General features: G+C 69.5%; 15 protein-coding genes. 7 read left to right on the top strand and 8 right to left on the bottom strand.

Going from position 1 to position 18628, the window contains the following annotated elements:
• Window positions 1-139: 139 nt before the first annotated feature.
• Window positions 140-1021, bottom strand: coding sequence for a haloalkane dehalogenase (locus AW270_RS25260; RefSeq protein ID WP_061298184.1), 882 nt, complete (start codon window positions 1019-1021; stop codon window positions 140-142).
• Window positions 1022-1131: 110 nt separating this feature from the next.
• Window positions 1132-1356, bottom strand: coding sequence for a tautomerase family protein (locus AW270_RS25255; RefSeq protein ID WP_061298178.1), 225 nt, complete (start codon window positions 1354-1356; stop codon window positions 1132-1134).
• Between the two features lie 249 nt (window positions 1357-1605).
• Here AW270_RS25255 and AW270_RS41880 point away from each other — a divergent pair, with 249 nt between their 5' ends.
• Both AW270_RS41880 and AW270_RS25250 read left to right on the top strand, forming a co-directional pair.
• Window positions 1606-1731, top strand: a complete 126-nt coding sequence (locus AW270_RS41880) for a hypothetical protein (RefSeq protein ID WP_275477775.1) — start codon at window positions 1606-1608, stop codon at window positions 1729-1731.
• Between the two features lie 152 nt (window positions 1732-1883).
• Window positions 1884-2663, top strand: a complete 780-nt coding sequence (locus AW270_RS25250; RefSeq protein WP_061298175.1) for a hypothetical protein — start codon at window positions 1884-1886, stop codon at window positions 2661-2663.
• Between the two features lie 395 nt (window positions 2664-3058).
• On the opposite strand, the gene AW270_RS25245 is transcribed toward AW270_RS25250, so the two are convergent.
• Window positions 3059-3382, bottom strand: coding sequence for a nuclear transport factor 2 family protein (locus AW270_RS25245; protein ID WP_061298171.1), 324 nt, complete (start codon window positions 3380-3382; stop codon window positions 3059-3061).
• Window positions 3383-3528: 146 nt separating this feature from the next.
• Window positions 3529-4359, bottom strand: a complete 831-nt coding sequence (locus tag AW270_RS25240; RefSeq protein WP_061298168.1) for an SDR family NAD(P)-dependent oxidoreductase — start codon at window positions 4357-4359, stop codon at window positions 3529-3531.
• A 58-nt stretch (window positions 4360-4417) separates the two neighbouring features.
• On the opposite strand from AW270_RS25240, the gene AW270_RS25235 reads away from it, so the two are divergent.
• Window positions 4418-5074, top strand: coding sequence for a TetR/AcrR family transcriptional regulator (locus tag AW270_RS25235; protein WP_061298165.1), 657 nt, complete (start codon window positions 4418-4420; stop codon window positions 5072-5074).
• A gap of 41 nt (window positions 5075-5115) precedes the next feature.
• Here AW270_RS25235 and AW270_RS25230 read toward each other — a convergent pair whose 3' ends face one another.
• Entirely contained in the window at window positions 5116-5631 is a 516-nt protein-coding gene (locus AW270_RS25230) for a DUF1697 domain-containing protein (RefSeq protein ID WP_169807377.1), read from the bottom strand.
• Window positions 5632-5707: 76 nt separating this feature from the next.
• A complete protein-coding gene (locus AW270_RS25225) occupies window positions 5708-6613 on the bottom strand; it encodes an NADP-dependent oxidoreductase (protein WP_061298155.1) in 906 nt (301 codons plus the stop codon).
• A 92-nt stretch (window positions 6614-6705) separates the two neighbouring features.
• Between AW270_RS25225 and AW270_RS39035 the strand changes: the two genes are divergently transcribed.
• From AW270_RS39035 to AW270_RS25210, 3 genes are all read left to right on the top strand, one after another.
• Window positions 6706-7245, top strand: a complete 540-nt coding sequence (locus AW270_RS39035; protein WP_063819330.1) for a TetR/AcrR family transcriptional regulator — start codon at window positions 6706-6708, stop codon at window positions 7243-7245.
• Between the two features lie 1102 nt (window positions 7246-8347).
• Window positions 8348-8893 (top strand): RICIN domain-containing protein, encoded by a 546-nt coding sequence (locus AW270_RS25215; RefSeq protein ID WP_157522581.1) that lies wholly within the window; start codon window positions 8348-8350, stop codon window positions 8891-8893.
• Window positions 8894-8962: 69 nt separating this feature from the next.
• On the top strand, window positions 8963-12151 hold the full coding sequence (locus AW270_RS25210; protein WP_061298145.1) for an FG-GAP-like repeat-containing protein: 3189 nt from the start codon (window positions 8963-8965) through the stop codon (window positions 12149-12151).
• 13 nt (window positions 12152-12164) lie between these two features.
• On the opposite strand, the gene AW270_RS25205 is transcribed toward AW270_RS25210, so the two are convergent.
• The gene (locus AW270_RS25205) at window positions 12165-14204 is read right to left on the bottom strand and encodes a WD40 repeat domain-containing serine/threonine protein kinase (protein ID WP_061298142.1); all 2040 of its coding nucleotides are present in this window, start codon (window positions 14202-14204) and stop codon (window positions 12165-12167) included.
• A 59-nt stretch (window positions 14205-14263) separates the two neighbouring features.
• Window positions 14264-17536: a S8 family peptidase gene (locus AW270_RS25200; RefSeq protein ID WP_061298135.1), complete on the bottom strand. Its 3273-nt coding sequence runs from the start codon at window positions 17534-17536 to the stop codon at window positions 14264-14266.
• 90 nt (window positions 17537-17626) lie between these two features.
• On the opposite strand from AW270_RS25200, the gene AW270_RS25195 reads away from it, so the two are divergent.
• Window positions 17627-18625, top strand: a complete 999-nt coding sequence (locus tag AW270_RS25195) for a TrmB family transcriptional regulator (RefSeq protein WP_061298130.1) — start codon at window positions 17627-17629, stop codon at window positions 18623-18625.
• Window positions 18626-18628: the final 3 nt, after the last annotated feature.

Raw genomic sequence — 18628 nt, 5'->3', positions numbered from 1 at the left:
AGGCAGGGTGCCTGCGTTACCGAGCCCCCGCCGTCGCGCTCCTGAGAGGCCCATACTCGGAGCCACAGGCTTGGGGGACCCGGACGAGCGCCTCGCGCAGGGTTCTCAAGGACGAACCCCAAGGTCGCCGCACCCGCTGTCACTTGTGGATGCCGCGGACGAAGTCCGCCACTGCGGCGCCGATCAACTCCGGGCTGTCCTCTTGGACGAAATGCGCGCCAGGCACCGTCACCTCGGTCTGGTTGGGCCAGGTGCGGCAGAACGCGCGCGGACCGCGGATGAGGATCTTGCCGGGATCGGCATTGACGAACAGTTTGGGGACCGGGGAGGTGGCCAGCCACCGGCCGTACTCCGTGACGATCCGCACCACGTCGGCGGGCTCGCCCTCGATCGGGAGCTGGCGGGGCCAGCTCAGCGTGGGGCGGCGGCTCTCGCCCGGCTCGAGGTACGGCGCGCGGTAGACCGCCATCTCCTCCTCGCCGAGCTCGTGCAGGATCCCCGACGGCAGTACCTCCTCGACGAACGCGTTGCCGATGAGCACCATGGCCTCGCCGGCGGGCGAGCGGAGGGCCTGGAAGGTCCGCCGCGCCTCTTCCCGCCGGTCGTTCCAGGTGGCGGGGGCCACGATGGCTTCCATGTAGGCGATGCCGGCGACCCGGTCCTGGTGCTGGTATGCCCAGTCGAAGCCGAGCGCCGACCCCCAGTCGTGCACGACGAAGACGACGTCGTCGCCGAGATCGAGGTGCTCCCACAGCGCGAACAGATACTCCCGGTGCTCCCGGTAGGAGTAGCGGTCCGGGCCGGAGTCGGGCAGCTTGCCGGAGTCACCCATGCCGACGAGGTCACAGGCGATGAGCCGGCCCAGTCCTTCGAGGTGTGGCATGACGTTGCGCCACAGGTAGGCCGAGGTCGGGTTGCCGTGCTGGAACACGATCGCATCGCCCTGGCCCTCGTCGATGTAGGCCATCCGGACGCCGTTGATCTCGGCGAACTTCTTCTCCGCGTAGGGACGGGCGTTCATCTTCGGCCTCCCTCTGACAACAAGTTCAACGGTGCGGCGGGAGTGTGGAGTGCTCTCGCTGTGAGGCGGGCCGCTCGCACCGCGGGGACCGGAGTGCGGCCGCCGCATGATCAGGCCTCCGTGCCCTTGGCGAGCGCCTGCACGTCTTCCGCGGTGTAGGGCTTCCCTCCGATTCCCCATTCACCGCCCTTCACCTCGTCGATGAGGACCCAGGTGATCGGGCGCAGGTTCTCGCCCTCGATCTTGACCATCGCGTCGGTCAGGTCACGGACGATCCGCTCCTTCTCCTCGGTGTCGAACGTTCTTTCCAGCACGTCAACCCTGATGAGTGGCATCTTCCCGACCTCCTCATGTCCATCTGCGACCGGTTACGGATCTCGCGGTCCGGCGTGTCTCGATACGTGTCGTGGTGAAGCCCGTCACCGGTCCGGGCCGGTTCGGCATCTCGCTCAAGGGCGGGGCCGGGACAGGGGCGTCGCCGTACGATGGGCCGCCGGTCTCGGCAACTGTCTCATGACGGTTCGGCCGACCCTGGCTTGCAAAATGAAAGCTTTCTCTACCTGGGACGTTACGCTTCCGGGCAGTTGGATGCAAGTCTCGCGGAAGTCGAACAGGCGCTCACCGAACTGGGCTACGTGGTCGTCCCGGAGGAACTTCTCACCAGCGACTACGACGGGCCGACCGCCATGGGTTCGCAGCGCACCTTCTGAGTCGCCGCGCGCCATGGGCGGAACTACTCCCCAACGCTTCCGGCGACGTCCGTTATATGGAGACCGGCCTCGCGGGAGGCTTTCGAAACCTCCACAATTCCTGCTGATCTCCGCGACACGTTCGTGACCGACCGTCGTGATCACCAGGTGGAATGAGGCTCCTGTTTCGCATCGCGGTGGCTGCGGCGGCCCTGCTGTCCACTACGGCGTTCACGCCCCCGCCCGACGCGCTCCGCGCCCAGTTCAAGGCCGGTGACGGCGTCACGATGACGACGAGGTACTGGTCGGAATTCGACGGCAAGCAGCAGCCCGGCACCCTTCACAAGTTCCGCGCGGAATTCGGAAGCGGCGGGCTCGTGGCCGTGGAAAGGCGCGCCTTCTACAAGCCGGCTACCCCTTTCGACCCGCCACCGATCCGGAGGATCTTCAGGGGGCGCGCCTACTGCAAGCACTACGAGCTGACCTGTGTGGCCCCTCCCGACAAGAACTGGCTCAGGCAGGACGGGAAACGGTACAGCCCTCACCTGGAATCAGGACGGATCAGCCCGACCGAGCCCGCCACGATCAAGGCGCTCCTGGCCAAGGCCACCAGCAAGGGCCGGGGCGGTGTTTACGACGGCACCCGGACGACCATCTACCGGGGCGTCATCACCGAAGCGGAGCTCTACCGGCTCTCGCCTGCGGCCCGTTACAACCGGACCAAGCCGACCGGGAAGGACGCCGGGAACACGATCGCCTGGCGGCTGTGGATCGGCCAGGACGGCCTGGTCCGCCGGATCCACACGTCCGCGACCTCAAGCCTCCTGGAGACGCTGTCCAGGACCGACTTCACCGACTCCCTTCTCAGCGGGTGGGGCGCGAAGACGGATGTCCCCGAACCGGCGGCGAGCGACACGGCCACGGTCCCTCCCGGCGAATGGTTCCCCTACTGACGAAGGGCGGTCTGCCGCACCAGCAGCGAAGAAGTGTGTCGCGGTGGACTGCGGTGTGACGATGAATACGACACAGTCAAAGCCGCCTTCCCGAGTGCTCGCAGCGCGTCGCCGAGGTCGTCCCGGCTGCCCAGGATGTGGGGGTGCTCGGGCCCCAGCACGGGGGTACGGATGTCCAGCACCGCCCGGGTCTCCCGCTCGGCCTCTTCCGGACGCCGCAACCGCCACAAGACCCGTTGATGCCCTGGCGGCGATCACGCTGGGGCCGTCCCGGTCGGCCGTTGCGGGCAGCAGGGCCTCGATCCGTTGCGGGACCTTGTCGGTCAGCTCGCCTCCTCGCACCATAAGCGCTTATCTGATGGCCGGGCAGCCCTCAAACCGCCCCGGCCGATGGGTCAGACGGGGTCGATCGCGAGGTCGGTGACCTGGTCGTCCTTGATGCCGAACACGAACGCGAAGGACAGGGGGCCGCCGGGGAACTCACCGTCCCCGGAGGCCACCAGACGGTCGCCCGCGAACGAGATCGGCGTGATCACGATCTTGGGGTTGATCAGGTGTTCTTGGATCCACTTGCGGATCTCGATCTCGCCGGCAAAGGTCGTTCCGTCATCGCGCACGGTGGCCCCGTCGCCGAAGACCGCGGACAGCGCGTTCGCGTCGTGTGCGTTGGTGGCCGCGATGAAGTTCTCGACAGCCTTGGGAAGGATGATGTCGTTCATTTCTGCTCTCCGGTCTTCTCGGGTGCCCGCAGCACCTCGGCGTCACGTTGACCTGCTCGAGGTGCCGAGCAGGTCAGGCTTCGTCGGGTCGGTTGTGGGTGGTGACTCGATCCACTCCGATGAGGCTCCTCGCGTTCGCAGCACGATCAGAAGTCGGCACCGCGTGAGAGTTCTTCGTTCGCGCGCAGTTCCGCGAGCGCGTTTTCGTGCATCGCGACGACGACGTCGTAGCCAGAGTTGCCGAGCACGATCCGTTGCGGCGGAACGGGTGCGTTCATCGCGCTGATCACGGCGCGCACTCCGCGTTCGGGGTCACCCTCTTGCTTGCCGTTGTGTGCCACGAACGCCGCCTTGACGCCCTCGACCATCGGCACGTAGGCGTCGACGGTCTCGTTGACGGGCTCGTCCTGGAAGCCGGCGAAAGCCTTGGTGCGGAACGCTCCCGGCTCCACGACGAGCACGCGCACGCCGAACGGCTCGACTTCCTGGCGCAGTGTCTCCGACAGTCCTTCGAGCGCGAACTTCGCCGCCGAGTAGTAGCCGAACCCCTGCGCGCCGACGCGGCCCGCCACCGACGACATGTTCACGATCCAGCCGTCGCCGCGTGCCCGCATACCTGGCAGGACCGCGCGGATCACCTCGACCACGGCGAACAGGTTGAGGTCGAACGTGCGGCGGATCGTCTCGTCAGGAGCTCCCTCGACCGAGCCGAACCAGCCACGGCCCGCGTTGTTGACGAGCACGTCGATCCCGCCGAACCGTTTCTCCGCCGTCCTGACCGCCGCGCGCACCTGCTCGGCATCGGTGACATCGAGCTGGAGAACCAGCACGCGGTCGCCGTACGGTTCAGCCCATTCTTGCAGTTCAGAGGGCCGACGCGCGGTCACCGCCACCTGATCGCCCTGTGCCAGCGCAGCCTCGGCGTAGACCAGGCCGAACCCTCCGGGCGTCCCACCGGTGATGAACCAAGTCCTCATGGACTTCTCCTTTCGCTATAGCAGGCAATGTAGCGCTATATGAGTTACTATAGCAAGCATGCAGAACGCACGGGATCGACTCCTGCTCGCCGCGGCGGAGTTGCTGGAGGGCGGCGGCACGGTGTCCACGAGGGCGGTGTGCGAACGCGCCGGGGTGCAGGCCCCGACGCTCTACCACCACTTCGGCAGCAAGCAGGGCCTGATCGACGCCGTGGTGAACCACGGCTTCACCCAGTACACGGCGGTCGAGAGCTCGGGCGACCCGCTGAACGACCTGCGCGAGGGCTGGGACAGGCACGTGCGGTTCGGGCTGGAGCACCCGTCGTTCTACGGGCTGCTCTACGGCCGCGTCGAGCCGGGAAAGCCCTGCGCCGTCACCGCTCCCGCACACGCCGCGTTGCGCGAGCGGCTGACCGCCGCCGCAGCCCAGGGCCTGCTCAAGGTGCCGGCCGACGACGCCGCCGAACAGGTGCTCGCCGCCAACGTCGGCATCACGCTCACCTTGATCAGCCAGTCGGAGCCGGACTTCGGGCTGTCCGGACGCGTCCGCGAGGCCGCGCTGGCCGGAGTCCTGCACACGCCCTCCGCCGACGCCCCCGCGACCCGTGCGAGCGCCGCACTGACCTTGCGCGCGCTGGTCGGCGACGACCCGGGCGACCTCACCCCTGGCGAACGCGCGCTGCTCGGCGAACTGCTGGACCGCCTGGCCCGCTAGAGCACGCGGTGTGGCCGAGCGGGAAGACTGTGATCGATTCTTCAGGCGAGGTTGGTGACGGTCCGCCAGTTGCGCATGGTCGCCGGGGTCTTGAGGCGGCGTCCGACAGCGGGGGGCAGTTTCGCCCGGCCGGTGCCGTTGGGCAGGTGGAAGTAGATGTCGAGGCCCGCCGCCCACATCTGTTCAGGGGTGAACGAAGCGGTGTCGAGTCCGTCGAGCCAGCCGGGCGCGGGTGTGTCGCGCAGGAACAGCACTGACACCTTGGTCGGGTCGTTCACCTCGATGGGGCAGCCGTCGATCACCGCTCGCATCTGGTCCGTGGTTCGCAGGATGACCTCGGTCGTCAGGCCGAGTCGGGTGGCGAGCGCCTCCTCGAGGTCGTGGGCGACCTTCTCGGCCGCTGGTTCGGTGGTGGAGAAGACGAGGTTGCCGCTCTGCAGGTAGGTCCGGACATCGCTGTGGCCCAGGCTCGCGCAGAGCTCACGCAGGTCGGGCATGGCGATCTTCTTGTGGCTGCCGAGGTTCACGGCGCGCAACAGGGCCACGTATCGGGTCACGCGCCCCATGCTGGCAGCTCGTCGGGATCAGCGGGGAGAAGGCAGCCTTCCGGGACTGGGCGGCCAAGGATCACGGTCAGACGGTGCCCTCGATGATCACCTTTCCTTGCCGGGGAGGCCGCGCCGCCAGCGCATGGGCCGCCGCCGCGTCGTGGGGTGGGAAGACCTCGCGTACGGGAACCCGGAAAAGCCCCCGCTCGACGAGCGCCGCGACGTCCGCCAGCCCGTGACGGCCATCGACCTGCCCGGCCGGCTGCCCCATGGAGAGGCGGACGCCTTTGGACGGACCCGCGAAGTCGGCCAGGGTGACGACGTCGTCCGCGCTGTCAGTGATCTTGATGAGGTCGTCCAGGACCCCGGCTCCGGCGACGTCGAGCGCCCTGTCCACCCTCTGCGAGACGTCTTCAAGGCTCACCGGCCGGACACCGAGGGACTCCAGGAACGGATGGCTCTCCACTCGCGCCGCCCCCAGAACCCGGGCACCCCGTGCGGCGGCCAGCTGCACGACGATGCTCCCGACGCCGCCCGCGGCCCCGTGCACGAGAAGGGTCATGCCGTCGCGGACATCGAGCAGGTCCAGCGCACGGGTCGCGGTCTCCACCCCGGAACCCGCCCCGCCCGCCTCGTGCCAGGACATCTGTTCCGGTTTGCGTCCCCAGAAGTCGAGAATCGCGTACTCGGCGGTGGCCCCGCCGAGAGCGGCGAGGGCTACCGTGCCGAACACCTTGTCACCAGGGGAGACGTCGACGACACCCGGACCGGCCTCGTCCACCACTCCGGCGGCGTCGACGCCCGGGATGTGCGGCAGCGCGAGGTTCTTGCTCCCCGGGGACGTTCCCGCGCGCAGCGCCAGGTCGACCGGCGAGACGCCTGCCGCCCTGACCCTGATGCGCACCTGTCCCGGGCCGGGACGGGGGTCCGGCGCGACACCGATCTCCAGCACGTCCGGCGGGCCGAATCGGTCGAACTGCACTGCCAGCATGGTTGCCTCTCCTTCGTGGACGACACTGGGTGGAACACGGTTCCGAAGCACATGTTCCGGAACAGGACGAAGTGAGAGGAGGTGCGGGCGGAGTGTCTCGGAAAGAGAGGGTGGACGCCCGGTCGAACCGTTCCGCCATCGTCGCCGTAGCCCGTGACGCCTTCGCGCGGGAGGGCCTGGACGTGCCGACCCGAGAGATCGCCCGCCTGTCCGGGCTCGGCGTCGCGACGATCTACCGCCACTTTCCCACCCGCACCGACCTCGTCACCGCCGCCCTCGCCGACCACGTGGCCGCCTGCCGCGCCGACATGCGCGCCGCCTACGCCGAACCCGACCCGTGGACGGCCCTGGACTCGGCCATCCGCCGCTTCGCGGCCCACCAGGCCCGGTCGGTGGGGCTGGTCCAGGCGCTGTTCGGCACGCGGGACGCGGGAGACCCGTTCGGGGATGACCGGCGCGCGAACGCGCTGCTGCTGCGGGACCTGGTCGAACGGGCGGGGGTGTCTCCACGGGATGTACAGGTGGCGATGCTGGCCATCGCGTCGGTCCGGGGGTCGCGGGGGATCAGCCGGGAGGCCGCGATCGAAAGGCTGCTGGAGATGCTGCTGGCCGGGATCAAAGCGGGAAGCTGACGAGCCCGACGGAGCAGTCCCCGGCATACCCTGATGAGCCGCGGCAGGTGGCCACCGGATCGTGGGCAAGACGCTGAGCCGGTGAGGGCTGTCACCCATCCTGTCGCGCAGATCGCCTCCAGCTCCGGTACCAGTGCCGAATACCCTCGACCGCACCCAATCGGCGGTGGAGCGGCAGCGTCGCCTCCCATGTCGCGTCTCCAGGCTCCCGGCTCCGCGAGCCGCAGCCACGGTGCAGGCGCCAGAAATCTTCGGCCGCATGCAACGAGAACTCCACCCGACCGGTATCACCAGTGAGCGGAAGCCCGACGAGCCAGTCGGGCCGCATACCAGCAAGACGGAAGGGAGTCCTCAGATCACCCTCAGTCCCGGCACCACCCGCCACCCGACCGGGAGCAGGTCACGCGAAAGACGAGAGGGCTTTACCGCGATTCCGGCACCGTGCCTGAAAGGAGGAGATCACCGGGCCGTTATCGTTCATCTTCTGCGTCATCCCCAGCCAGTTCCTGCGAATGTGAACGAGATCCATCCACAAGATAGCGGCCGACTGGAATGGTCGCACGTAGATGCCGCGGCAAAGAATCCGCCGCTTCGATCAATCTGATGGGGACTGGTGTGCCGCCTGACAGCGGCAGATGAATTTTGCTCTTTCTTGAGTGCGCAGATTTCCACCCTGCGCTATGGCATCACCTCATTTTCTCCCCATTCCCGGACTCGGCTGGGTGAGCTGCGCCACAGATGAGTCAGCAGGTGAAGTGCGTAAGGGATCGGTAAGGTCTTGGACGTTGACAAGCAGCCACGCGGCTACGCGCGCCGGAAACGGCGGCGCGCGCCAGATTCTCATGGTGTCGGCGAGCCGTTCTCACGTTGACAGGACGTGGATTCGAATGCGGTCGGCAAACGTCTCTTAATAATCCGGAAACCTGCTCACCGAGTGCGCTCATCCGGCGACTCGGCGAATGATGTCGTTATCGACATCCCGGCAAGAGGGTCTGTTCATCTCTCGTACACCAGCCGGTACTTCGGTCCGGCTTGTATGCGCGATTAGGGAATCCGCGACACCCGCGAGGGGGTGTCCTTCCTGAATCGACAGCGAGGGAACATGTCAGGTATCGGAATCGATCGCGTCCGGGGAATGATCGCCGCCGCGATGATCGCGTCCATGGCGCTGGCCCTGGGCCTGGTGGGGGCCGACCGCGCCGAGGCCGCCGCCTACGTCGGCGCCAACGTCCTGCGGAACTGGGAGACCGGGCGCTGCCTGGACAGCGACTTCAACGGCAACGTGTACACGCTGCCGTGCAACCTGCCCGTCGGCAGCAACGCCCACCAGATCTGGGAGCCCCTGCTGCTCCTGCGCAGCGGCCCGAACGGCCCCCAGTACGACGTGGTGGCGCTGAAGAACAAGGCGACCGGCCGGTGCGTCGCCTACTTCAGCAACAACACGATCCGCACGTCCAACCAGTGCCACGAGGACGACACCGTCTCCAACCGCAAGTGGTACGCGCACGGCACCGGCTGGAACAACGTGGGCTTCTACCTGCCCTGGGGCTCGCAGAACCGGTTCATCGAGAGCAACGGGAACGGCAACGTCTACCCCGCCACCACGTTCACGACCCACGGCATCCAGCGCTGGAAGTTCGGCTTCTAGCCGACTGTGACCGCCCGCCGGGGAACCGCCCCCGGCGGGCGCCGTTCCGTTCCCCCGAGTGGAGGCAGCATGGCTGTCAGTACTGTCGGCATCGTCGAAGCGCGAGGGTACTGGCGGCCGCCACGACCTCGCGGCTGGCGGCGGCTCACGATCGCGATCGTCGCCCTGGTCACGCTGGTGGTGAACCTGGCCCACACCGCGCAGACGGCGCACGCGGCCGAGCTCCCGCCCGGCATGCGGACGTTGTCCATCCCGATCCCCGCGGAAGTCGATCGCCACCAGCTCCAAGGGCTGGTGGACGACATCAACAGCCGTCCCGGTCTGCTGACCGACACCACGCACGAATGGTCGAACCTGTACGGCATGGTTCTCCCGGGAGCCCCGTTCTCGGTGGAGACGGACTTCGACGGCGTCTTCGCCCTCTCGGGTTCCCACCTGACGCTCACGATCGAGGCCCCCGAGGCGCAGGCCCAGGACCTCAGCTGGTGGGCGGACGCGCTGGTCTACGGCGCCACCCTGGTCCTGCAGATCGTGATCCGGTCGCTGTGCGTCGGCGCCTTCGCCGCGGCGAGCGCCGGCACGGCGACCCTGCCCGCCATCGTGCTCTGTGCCGGCGCCGCCGGGTTCTTCCAGCAGCTCATCTACCAGGCGATCGTGATCTCCCAGACAACCGAGCCAGACCCGGGAGCCTGGGGCAACGCGCTGTTGAAGGCCCTGATGTCGGCCCTCCAGGGAGTCCTCTGGGAAGGGGCGATCAGCAAGTTCTCCAAGGAGCTGCTGCCCGTCGTCCTGGGGAAGGCAGGTAAGTGGCTGTTCGAGCAGGGCAAGGCCTTCGTCCAGTACTGGGAGGCGGCCGGCGCCGGCATGCAGCGACTGGGTTCGAGACTGGTGAGCGGGACGCCCGCTTTCATCGAGGGCTTCCTCGCGGCATGGCGCGCTGTGGGCTCTCCCAGCGTGAACCTGCGGGTCCTCCCGCTCGGCGACTCGATCACCTACGGAGTCGGGACGCCGGACAACTCCAGTTACCGCGCCCACCTGTCGAACCTGCTCCGGGCCGGAGACGTGGACGGTCTGGACTACGTCGGCGCCCAGCGGAACGGCACGCTGGCGGACAGGGATCACGAGGGCCATCCGGGCTGGACGATCAGCCAGATCAACGCGATCGCGCCCTGCGCCATCCGTGAACACCGGCCGAATGTGGTCACCCTGCACATCGGCACCAATGACATGGCGCGCAACGTCGCGGTCGACACCGCCCCCGACCGGCTGCGTTCACTCATCCGGAGGATCACCGACCAGGCGCCGGAGACCTCGGTCGTCGTCGCCACCCTCATCCCGTCCACGGTCCCGACGACCATGAACCGCATCCAGCGCTACAACGAGGCGATTCCGGGCATCGTCGCGGAGTTCCAACGGCGGGGCCGGCCGGTCTTCCTGGCCGACATGGGCGCGGTCACTCCCGGCGACCTGACCGACTCGCTCCATCCGAACGCGAACGGCTACCGGAAGATGGCCGAGGCCTTCGCCAGGACGATCGACGGCGTCCAGCGGACCGGCGGGTTCTTCACCGCCAGGAACGGCTTCCCCGGCGCCTGCGGCACCGGCCCCGACAGCGGGGCCGGCGGCGGGACCACGGAGGGTGCCGAGAACCCGACGACCAGCAGCATGAACGGCTGGCGGTACGACGGTCAGGTGGCCTCCGGCGTGGGCGCCACCCGCGAGGAGGTCCGCTTCGCCGACCTGAACGGCGACGGCCGCGACGACTACCTGGTGGTGGGCGCCCAGGGCCAGGTCCGGGCCTGGATCAACAACCGCGCCGGGGGCAGCACGTCCTGGAGCTCGCTGGGCCAGGTCGCCTCCGGCGCCGGGGCACGGGAGGCCGTGCGCTTCGCGGACCTCGACGGTGACGGCCGCGACGACTACCTCGTGGTGGACGCCCAGGGCGTGACGCAGGGCTGGCTCAACGCCGGCACCGGCGATGGCGTCTCCTGGGCCTCTCAAGGTGTGGTCGCCTCGGGGGTCGGCGCCTCCCGCGACGCCGTGCGTTTCGCCGACGTCAACGGTGACGGGCGCGACGACTACGTGGTGCTCGACGCCGACGGCGTGGCGAAGGGCTGGCTCAACACCCGGAGCCCGAGCGGGATGGGATGGAGCTACGCCGGTGTGGTCGCCTCCGGCGTCGGCGCCACGCGCGACCAGGTGCGCTTCGCCGACCTCGACGGCGACAGCCGGGACGACTACCTCGTCGTCCAGCCGCAGGGGCAGGTGCGGGCCTGGCTCAACACGTTCGGCGAGTCCGGCGCGGGCTGGCTGAACCAGGGACAGATCGCCGACGGGGTCGGGGCCTCGCTGGCCAACGTCGAGTTCGCCGACGTCGACGGCGGCGGCAACAGCGACTACCTGGTGGTGAACGGCTCGGGCCAGGTCTCGGCCTGGGTGAGCGACGTGTACGCCACGTCCGACCGGTGGGACCGGCTGGGGGTGATCGCGTCCGGCGTCGGCGCGACCCTGGCGGAGGTGCGGTTCGCCGACCTCAACGGTGACCGCCGGGCCGACTACCTGGTCGTCGGCCCGCAGGGACAGGTGCGCGCCTGGCTGAACGACCGTGCCGACGGCTCGTCGTGGAAGTACCTCGGCGAGGTCGCCGCCGGGGCCGGGCCACGCGAGGAGGTCCGGTTCGCCGACCTGACCGGCGACGGCCGCGACGACTACCTGCTGCTCGGCGCGCAGGGCCAGGTGAGACTGTGGGTGAACGTGCCCGGCGGTCCCACCGGGATCTCCTGGCAGTCGAAGGGCGAGGTCGCCTCAGGGTCGGGGCCGCGCGACTCGATCAGGTTCGGCGACGTCAACGGCGACGGCCGCGACGACTACCTCGTGGTCGGCGCGCAGGCACAGGTGACGGCCTGGTTCAACACCCCCGGTGGGAGTGGTGGTGTCTCGTGGGTGGCCCAGGGTGACATCGCCTCAGGCTTGGGCGTCCCCGGCTCACTGATCGACTTCGCCGACGTCGACGGTGACAGACGGGACGACTACCTGGTGGTCAACGACCATGCCCGGGTCTGGGCCTGGCGGAACAACCGCGGCGGCGGTGGCGCGACCTGGATCGCCGAAGGCCAGATCGCCGCGGGTGTCGGCGCGACCCGCGACCAGCTCTTCCTGGCCGACTTCAACGGCGATCTCCGTGACGACTACCTGGTCTCCTCGACCGCGGGAGTCGTGACGGGCTGGACCAGCAACGGCCTGATCCGCAAGGGCTGAGCTGTCGTCAGCGTCAGGTGCGGCCGAGGCTCCACGCGTGAAGTGTGCGGTCCTCGGTCGCGCCGACGACGACGGAGCGGCCGGTGAGTTCGGCCAGGGCCACGGTGGCGGTCGCGCCGCCGGGGGCTGAGCTGAGTTCGCCGATGACCGCGCCGTCGCGGAGGTTCCAGATCCGTACGGTGATGCGTCCGCCGAGCGGGTTGTGGGCGACCACCGCGATGGGCATGTCGCCGCGGTGACCGGTGGCGAGGGCGGCGGCGCCCCGGTCGTCCGGGCTGCGGTCGCTGAAGGACCATTTCTTCCGGCTCTTCCCGGTGACCAGGTCGTGGACGCGGAGGGTGGCGTCCAGGTGGGTGGAGACCAGGATGGGTCTGCCGTCCGATTCTCCGCAGGCGAGCAGTTCGATGCCGCCGACGTCGCCGGTGCGGAAGGAATGCCTCAGTCTTCCCGTCGAGAGGTTCCAGACGCGGATCCGTTCCGCGCCGTCACCGGTGACGAGCACGTCGTCCTGGTCGATCCGGCCGAACGCCAGGCCGCTGATGCCCTGGAAGTGGTCGGTGATCGTGCCGCCGATCTGCTCACCGGTGGCGATGTCGGTGAGGCGCACGACACTGTGCAGGTCACGCAGGCTGTCGTACTTCTGGGAGACGGCCAGTGCCCGGTGACCGGCGAAGACCGCGACGATGGGGTCGCGGGCCCGGAGCACGGCGAGCTTCGCGCCCGTCAGGCTCCACAGCCGTATCCTCCCGTCGGTGTGCCCGGTGGCCACGACCTGCGTGCCGCTGTGGGTGCCGATCGCCACCGAGGTGACCGCGGGGCCTCGGTCGCCGAGCCGGGTGAGGGTGGTGGTGTTCGCGTCCCAGATGAAGGTGATCCCCTTGGACGTGCCGCAGGCGACGACGGCTCCGGCGGCGGTGACGGCCGTCGGATCGCCGTCTCCGGAGGCCAGGGGGATCGGCCCCCTGATCTCCGTGCCGAAGGGCTCGGCCGACGCGGTCGGCGAAGGGGAAGGAGAAGGGGGAGGGGACGCGGTCACGGAGGAACCTCGGTGCTGTTCACCGGCGTTCGGGGTGGGGATTCGGTCTCTGTCCCGGAAGACGGCGAGAGCGGAGATCGCCGCCGCGCCCGCGGCGGCGGCACCGCCGATCAGGACCCGGCGACTCATCTTCCTGGTCTGATGCGGGTGGGTGTCCGCGTCGTTCACCGGTACGCGCGCGGGCTCGGACCTCGCCGGAGACGGGGCCGGGCCCGCCGGCCTGATCAGGTGTCGCAGCAGATCGGCTGCCGACGGGCGGGCCGCGGGGTCCTTGGCGAAGCACGCTGCGATGGGATCCAGCAGGTGAGCGGGCATTCCGGACAGGTCGGGGCGCTCGCTGAGGACGGCGTTCACGAGGGCGGGGACGGTCTGTCCCGCGAACGGCTGGCGGCCGGTCGCGGCGAACACCATCGTGCCCGCCCAGCTGAAGATGTCGGACGCGGGTGTGACCCGGTCGCCCCTGAACTGCTCGGGCGACATGTAGGCAGGCGTGCCGATCGGCCCTGAGGCCAGGGTGGTCGAATCCAGTGCCTTCGCGATGCCGAAGTCGATCACGATGGGTCCCTCTGGACCGACCAGCACGTTGCCCGGCTTGAAATCGCGGTGCACGATCCCGGCTTCGTGAATGGCGGCGAGCGCCGTCAGGGTGGAGATCGCGAGCCGGTCGAGCGCGCCTCCCGTCCGGGGGCCGGCGGAGCGTACGAGCGCCTGGAGGGTGTCTCCGGCGATGTACTCGCTCACGATGTACGGCTGTTGGTCCAGCAGACCCACGTCGAGCACGGCGGCCGTGCAGAACGCGGCCACCCGGCGCGCCGCCTCCACTTCGCGCAGGAAGCTCTTTGTGGCGTTCTTGTCGTGGCTCAGATGAGGATGCAGCAGTTTGACGGCGACCTGGTGCCCGGCCTCGTCCAACCCCTGGTACACCACTCCCTGGCCCCCGGCGCCGAGCACGCCCACCAGCCGGTAGGCGCCGATGCGCTCGGGGTCTCCGGATCGGAGCGGGTGGACGTCCGGCATCCCGCTCCTTTCTCGGATCACTCGGGCGATCTACACCCTACGACGGCCGCCCCCCGGGTTCACCTGATCTCGTAGGCCCTGATGACGGTCTCGGTGAAGGCGTTGCCGCCGACGTCGGCGACCTTCACGCGCAGGGAGGCGAAGCGCCCGCGCGTGGTGGCCGGGTGGTTGGTCTCGGCGGCCCAGGCGTCCTTGCCCGCGGCGTGCACCTTGGTCGACTGCCAGGTGCGGCCGTCGTCGTAGGAGATCTCGACGGTCGGCGGGTGCACCTTTAGGGCGGGGGAGGCGTTCTGGCGCTGGAGCGTCAGCGGGATGCGCATCCGGCCGGTGGCGGCGCGGTTCCGGTCGTCCAGCTCCGGGCTGATCTTGACGGCCAGCAGCGGCAGTACCTGCCGGGTGCCCGGCTCGGGGGTCTTCGAGCGGAACGTCCACTCGGCGTCGACCCGGGTGGAGAAGCGGGTCATGGCCGCCGCCCGGTCGGCCGTCATGGTGATGCGGTACTGGCTCTCCTTCGTGTCGACGGGCACGTCGACCGTGCCGGGCAGGTAGGAGTCGGAGGTGAAGATCTCCTTGCCGTCGCGGTAGAGCGTGGCGCGCGGGTTCTGGTACTCGCCGAAGGAGTACCGGCCCGGTACGGCGTCCTCGAACTGGCCGGTGGCGAACTGGAGGTAGTTGTCCTCCCGCCACGAGTCGTCGCCCGGGTTCAGCGAGGCGGCGAAGACGCCGGAGTTCCAGCGGTCGGAACTCTTCTGGCCCGCCCGGAAGGACGTCATCCGGCCGAAGAAGAACTGGTCGATGTTGTCCCAGGCGTCCAGCGCCTTGTACTGGATGAACGACGGGTACCAGGTGGTCTCGCCCGGCGTGAAGTACTCGGTGCGCCGGAACGGCAGCGGGAACGTGGACAACGAGCCGTAGGGCATCCACGCCGGCTCCTTGCCGTACAGGACCGGAAGGGCGAAGCGCTCGCCGTGCTTGCCGTCCTGCTGGGTGGCGTACGCCGAGGCGACCTCGGCGAGGTCCTGGCGGCGCGGCCGGTACCCCGGGTCGGCGGGGATGCCCGGCTCGGCCTTCATCAGGTGGTACCAGTACGGGCTGGCGTCGTAGCCGTCGCCGTTCGGCTTGGCCCACTGCGTCCACCGGTAGTAGGCGAACTTCTTGCTCACCATGCGTCCCGACGGGATGGCCTTGATCCCCTCGACGCGGTCGGTGTCCCGGGCCAGGTCGACGTCCACGCCGAAGGGCTGTTTGCCCTCGACGAGCTGGAGCATGCCGAGCATGCCCATGGCCAGGCGGGCCGTCGGCTCCTGGGTCCGCACGTCCACCGGCCGGGCCGCGCGGGCGTCGGCGGCGATGACGCGGTCGGCGTTGAGAGTGAACTCCGGGTCGGCGGCCATCACGAGCGTGCCGTCGTGGTCGAGCATGAGCGTGACGACCGTGTAGCGGTGGCCCTTCGGCAGCTTGAGCTCCAGGCCGCCGCTGGAGACGTCGAAGTTCGTCTGCTCCTGGGCGTCCAGGTCGATCACACCGGCGAAAGCGGCCGAGGCGGGCTTCCGGTCCGAGCCGGTGAAGGTCAGCTTGACCCGCCGCTTCTCCGGTTCGACCCGCATGCCGATGCCGGTACGCACCGACACCCCGTCACCGGTGGCGATGACGGTGCCGCTGTAGCGGCCGATCGCGGACGCCTCCGAGGTCACCTCGACCTGCGCGGCGCCGTGCGCGGGCACCTCCACCGTGGTGGCGCTGAGCGTGAACGGCGTCACCGTCGCGCCCTGGCCGTCCTTGGCGACGACGCTCAGGTTCAGCCGGACGGCGGCGTCGCCGTCGTTGCGGTAGGTGAGCGTGCGCTTGGCGGGCGGGACGGGCAGCTCGAAGTCGCCCATGGTCAGCGCCGTGGGCTCGGAGGTGACCTGCTGGGTGACGGCGCGGGCGACGTCCACCCGGCCGGAGCCCTGGACGTAGGCGCCCAGTTCCTCGCCGGGAGCGGTGGAGGCCATGAGCGCGGCCTTGATGCGGTCGGCCTTCCAGCCGGGGTGCAGCCCGGCGAGGATCGCCGCCGCACCCGTCACGTGCGGGGTGGCCATGGACGTGCCGTCCATCGAGGTGTACGAGTCGCTCCCGGCCAGGGCCGCCACGATGCCCACGCCGGGGGCGATCAGGTCGGGCTTGACCGCGCCGTCGCCGACGCGCGGGCCGGTGCTGCTGAAGTCGGCGACGACGTCGGCGTCACGGTAGGACGCGCCGACCGACAACGCCGAGTCGGCGCTGCTCGGCGAGCCGAGCGACTGCGGCCCGGAGTTGCCCGAGGCGACGACGAACAGCGTGCCGTACTTCTCCGTCAAGAAGTCGACGGCCTGCTCCAGCGGGTCGTCGCCGGGCGCGTCGGGGCTGCCGAGGCTCAGGTTGGCGACCCGGGCGCCGTTCTCCGCCGCCCACGTCATCGCCTCGATGATGCCCGAGTCGGGGCAATTGCCGCTCTGCTCGCAGACCTTGCCGATCATCAGCTTCGCGCCCGGCGCGACGCCCTTGTGCGTACCGCCCGAGGCGGCGCCGGAGCCCGCGATGGTGGAGGCGACGTGGGTGCCGTGCCCGTTCAGGTCACGGACGTCGGGCTCGGCGGTGAAGTTGGCGGTCTTGACGACCAGGCCCTTGAGGTCGGGGTGGTCGGGGTCGTAGCCGCTGTCGAGCACGGCCACGCTGACGTCCTCGCCGGTGTGCCCGGCCGCCCACGCCTGCGGCGCGCCGATGTGCGGGACGCTGACGTCGAGGGAGAGCTTCGCCTTGCCGTCCAGCCAGATCTTCTCCGGCGCGGCGGCGGCCCTGGCCCCGGCGGTCAGCGACTTCCAGAGGGTGCCCGCCGCGGCGCGGGGCTCACGCTGAGCCATCGCGTCGATCGCGGTCAGCGGGCGTCCGCCGGCGACGCGCAGGCGGGAGACGTCGCCGCCGTAGGTGACGATCAGCGGGAGGGCGGGGGTGGCGGCGTCGTCGTAGCCGAACGCGGTGAGCTGGGTGACGTTGAACAGGCGGGGGTCGAGCCTGCCTTCGGCCAGCAGGGGCATCGCGTCGACGGGGACGACGCTGAGGCCGTCCTGGCCGCGCCGGTGCACGAAGGTGATCTTCTCGCGGCCGGGTCCGGGCTTGACGTCCAGCTGGGTCTGCTTGCCGGGGAGCGGGCGGAGGGTGACCGTGTCCCCGGTGATGAGGGTGATCGTCTTGGGGGGTACCCGCCCGGGTTCGGGGGAGGCCGGGCCTGCGGAGGGGGTCGCCTGAGCAGGGGCGGCGGCCGTGACCAGCGCTGATATCAGAACGCCGGTGAGGAGGGTTCGCTGTAGCACGACCAGATTTCTAACTGTTTGTTAACACTGGTGCCAATGGTGCCTGTGTGTCCTATTGCGGCAGCCGCCGGAAGTGGCCATGATCTCTCCATGCTGGAAGTGCTGGGCATCAGCGCGTTCGACGAACGGATCTACCGGGCGGTGCTGGCCTCTCCCGGCATCACGTTGCAGGAGCTCGTCGCCAGGAGCGGCGAGAGCTCGGGCCGCATCCAGTCCTCGCTGACGAGACTCCAGGCCAAGGGCCTGATCAACCGGTTGTGGGGCCGCTCGCCCCGCTGGACCGCGATCAGCCCGGGGACCGCGATCCGTTCTCTCGTCCGCGGCCTCCAGGGCGAACTGGACCGGATCACCGACACGGCCGACGAGCTGGAGACCGCCTTCCGCGCCGTCGGCCAGGATCCGGACGACATCGGCCATTTCGAGGTGCTGGCCGGTCCCGAGGTGCTCGCCCGGTGGTACCGCCAGGTGCAGCAGGAGGCCAAGGACGAGGTGCTCACCTTCGATCGCCCTCCGTACGTGCTGGACTACCGCAACCCGCTCCAGAGCGACCGCCTGCGCGACGGCGTGCGCTACCGGACCATCTACGCGCCGGAGGCCTTCCAGCACGAGGGCGCGCTCGACCAGTTGGACACCATGCTCAGGGTGGGTGAGGAGGCGCGGGTGCTGCCGGGCCTGCCGTTCAAGATGGTGCTGGCCGACCAGCGGGTGGCGATCATGCCGCTGCACCTCCACCTGCACCAACCGTTGAGCCGCAGTGTGCTGATCAGGGGATCCACCATGGTGGTCGCCCTGGTCGAGCTGTTCGAGCGCATGTGGCGCGAAGCGGTGCCGATGTACCCTCAGGCCAGCCCGCCCGAGCCGGTGGGCGATCCCGCTCCCGAGGAGGACGAGGACCGCATGGACCTCGGCCTGGAGGACCGCCGCCTGCTGGCCCTGCTGGCGGCCGGGCTCAAGGACGACGCCATCGCCCGCCAGTTCGGCACCAGCCCGCGCAGCCTCCGCCGCCGGCTGCGCCACCTCTTCGACGAACTCAACGCCGAGACCCGGTTCCAGGCAGGCGCCCAGGCCAGCCGGCGGGGGCTGGTCTGACGT

This window comes from Herbidospora cretacea, from assembly GCF_001570605.1.
Classification (GTDB): domain Bacteria; phylum Actinomycetota; class Actinomycetes; order Streptosporangiales; family Streptosporangiaceae; genus Herbidospora; species Herbidospora cretacea.
The sequence above is the reverse complement of the archived record's forward strand: the minus strand, read 5'-3'. Positions and strand labels throughout refer to the sequence as shown.

What these genes read in the sequence shown, in the direction of transcription:
- AW270_RS25260 (WP_061298184.1), bottom strand. Translation starts at nt 1,021, where the DNA reads ATGAACGCCCGTCCCTACGCGGAGAAGAAGTTCGCCGAGATCAACGGC.
- AW270_RS25255 (WP_061298178.1), bottom strand. Translation starts at nt 1,356, where the DNA reads ATGCCACTCATCAGGGTTGACGTGCTGGAAAGAACGTTCGACACCGAG.
- AW270_RS25250 (WP_061298175.1), top strand. Translation starts at nt 1,884, where the DNA reads ATGAGGCTCCTGTTTCGCATCGCGGTGGCTGCGGCGGCCCTGCTGTCC.
- AW270_RS25245 (WP_061298171.1), bottom strand. Translation starts at nt 3,382, where the DNA reads ATGAACGACATCATCCTTCCCAAGGCTGTCGAGAACTTCATCGCGGCC.
- AW270_RS25240 (WP_061298168.1), bottom strand. Translation starts at nt 4,359, where the DNA reads ATGAGGACTTGGTTCATCACCGGTGGGACGCCCGGAGGGTTCGGCCTG.
- AW270_RS25235 (WP_061298165.1), top strand. Translation starts at nt 4,418, where the DNA reads ATGCAGAACGCACGGGATCGACTCCTGCTCGCCGCGGCGGAGTTGCTG.
- AW270_RS25225 (WP_061298155.1), bottom strand. Translation starts at nt 6,613, where the DNA reads ATGCTGGCAGTGCAGTTCGACCGATTCGGCCCGCCGGACGTGCTGGAG.
- AW270_RS25215 (WP_157522581.1), top strand. Translation starts at nt 8,348, where the DNA reads ATGTCAGGTATCGGAATCGATCGCGTCCGGGGAATGATCGCCGCCGCG.
- AW270_RS25210 (WP_061298145.1), top strand. Translation starts at nt 8,963, where the DNA reads ATGGCTGTCAGTACTGTCGGCATCGTCGAAGCGCGAGGGTACTGGCGG.
- AW270_RS25205 (WP_061298142.1), bottom strand. Translation starts at nt 14,204, where the DNA reads ATGCCGGACGTCCACCCGCTCCGATCCGGAGACCCCGAGCGCATCGGC.
- AW270_RS25195 (WP_061298130.1), top strand. Translation starts at nt 17,627, where the DNA reads ATGCTGGAAGTGCTGGGCATCAGCGCGTTCGACGAACGGATCTACCGG.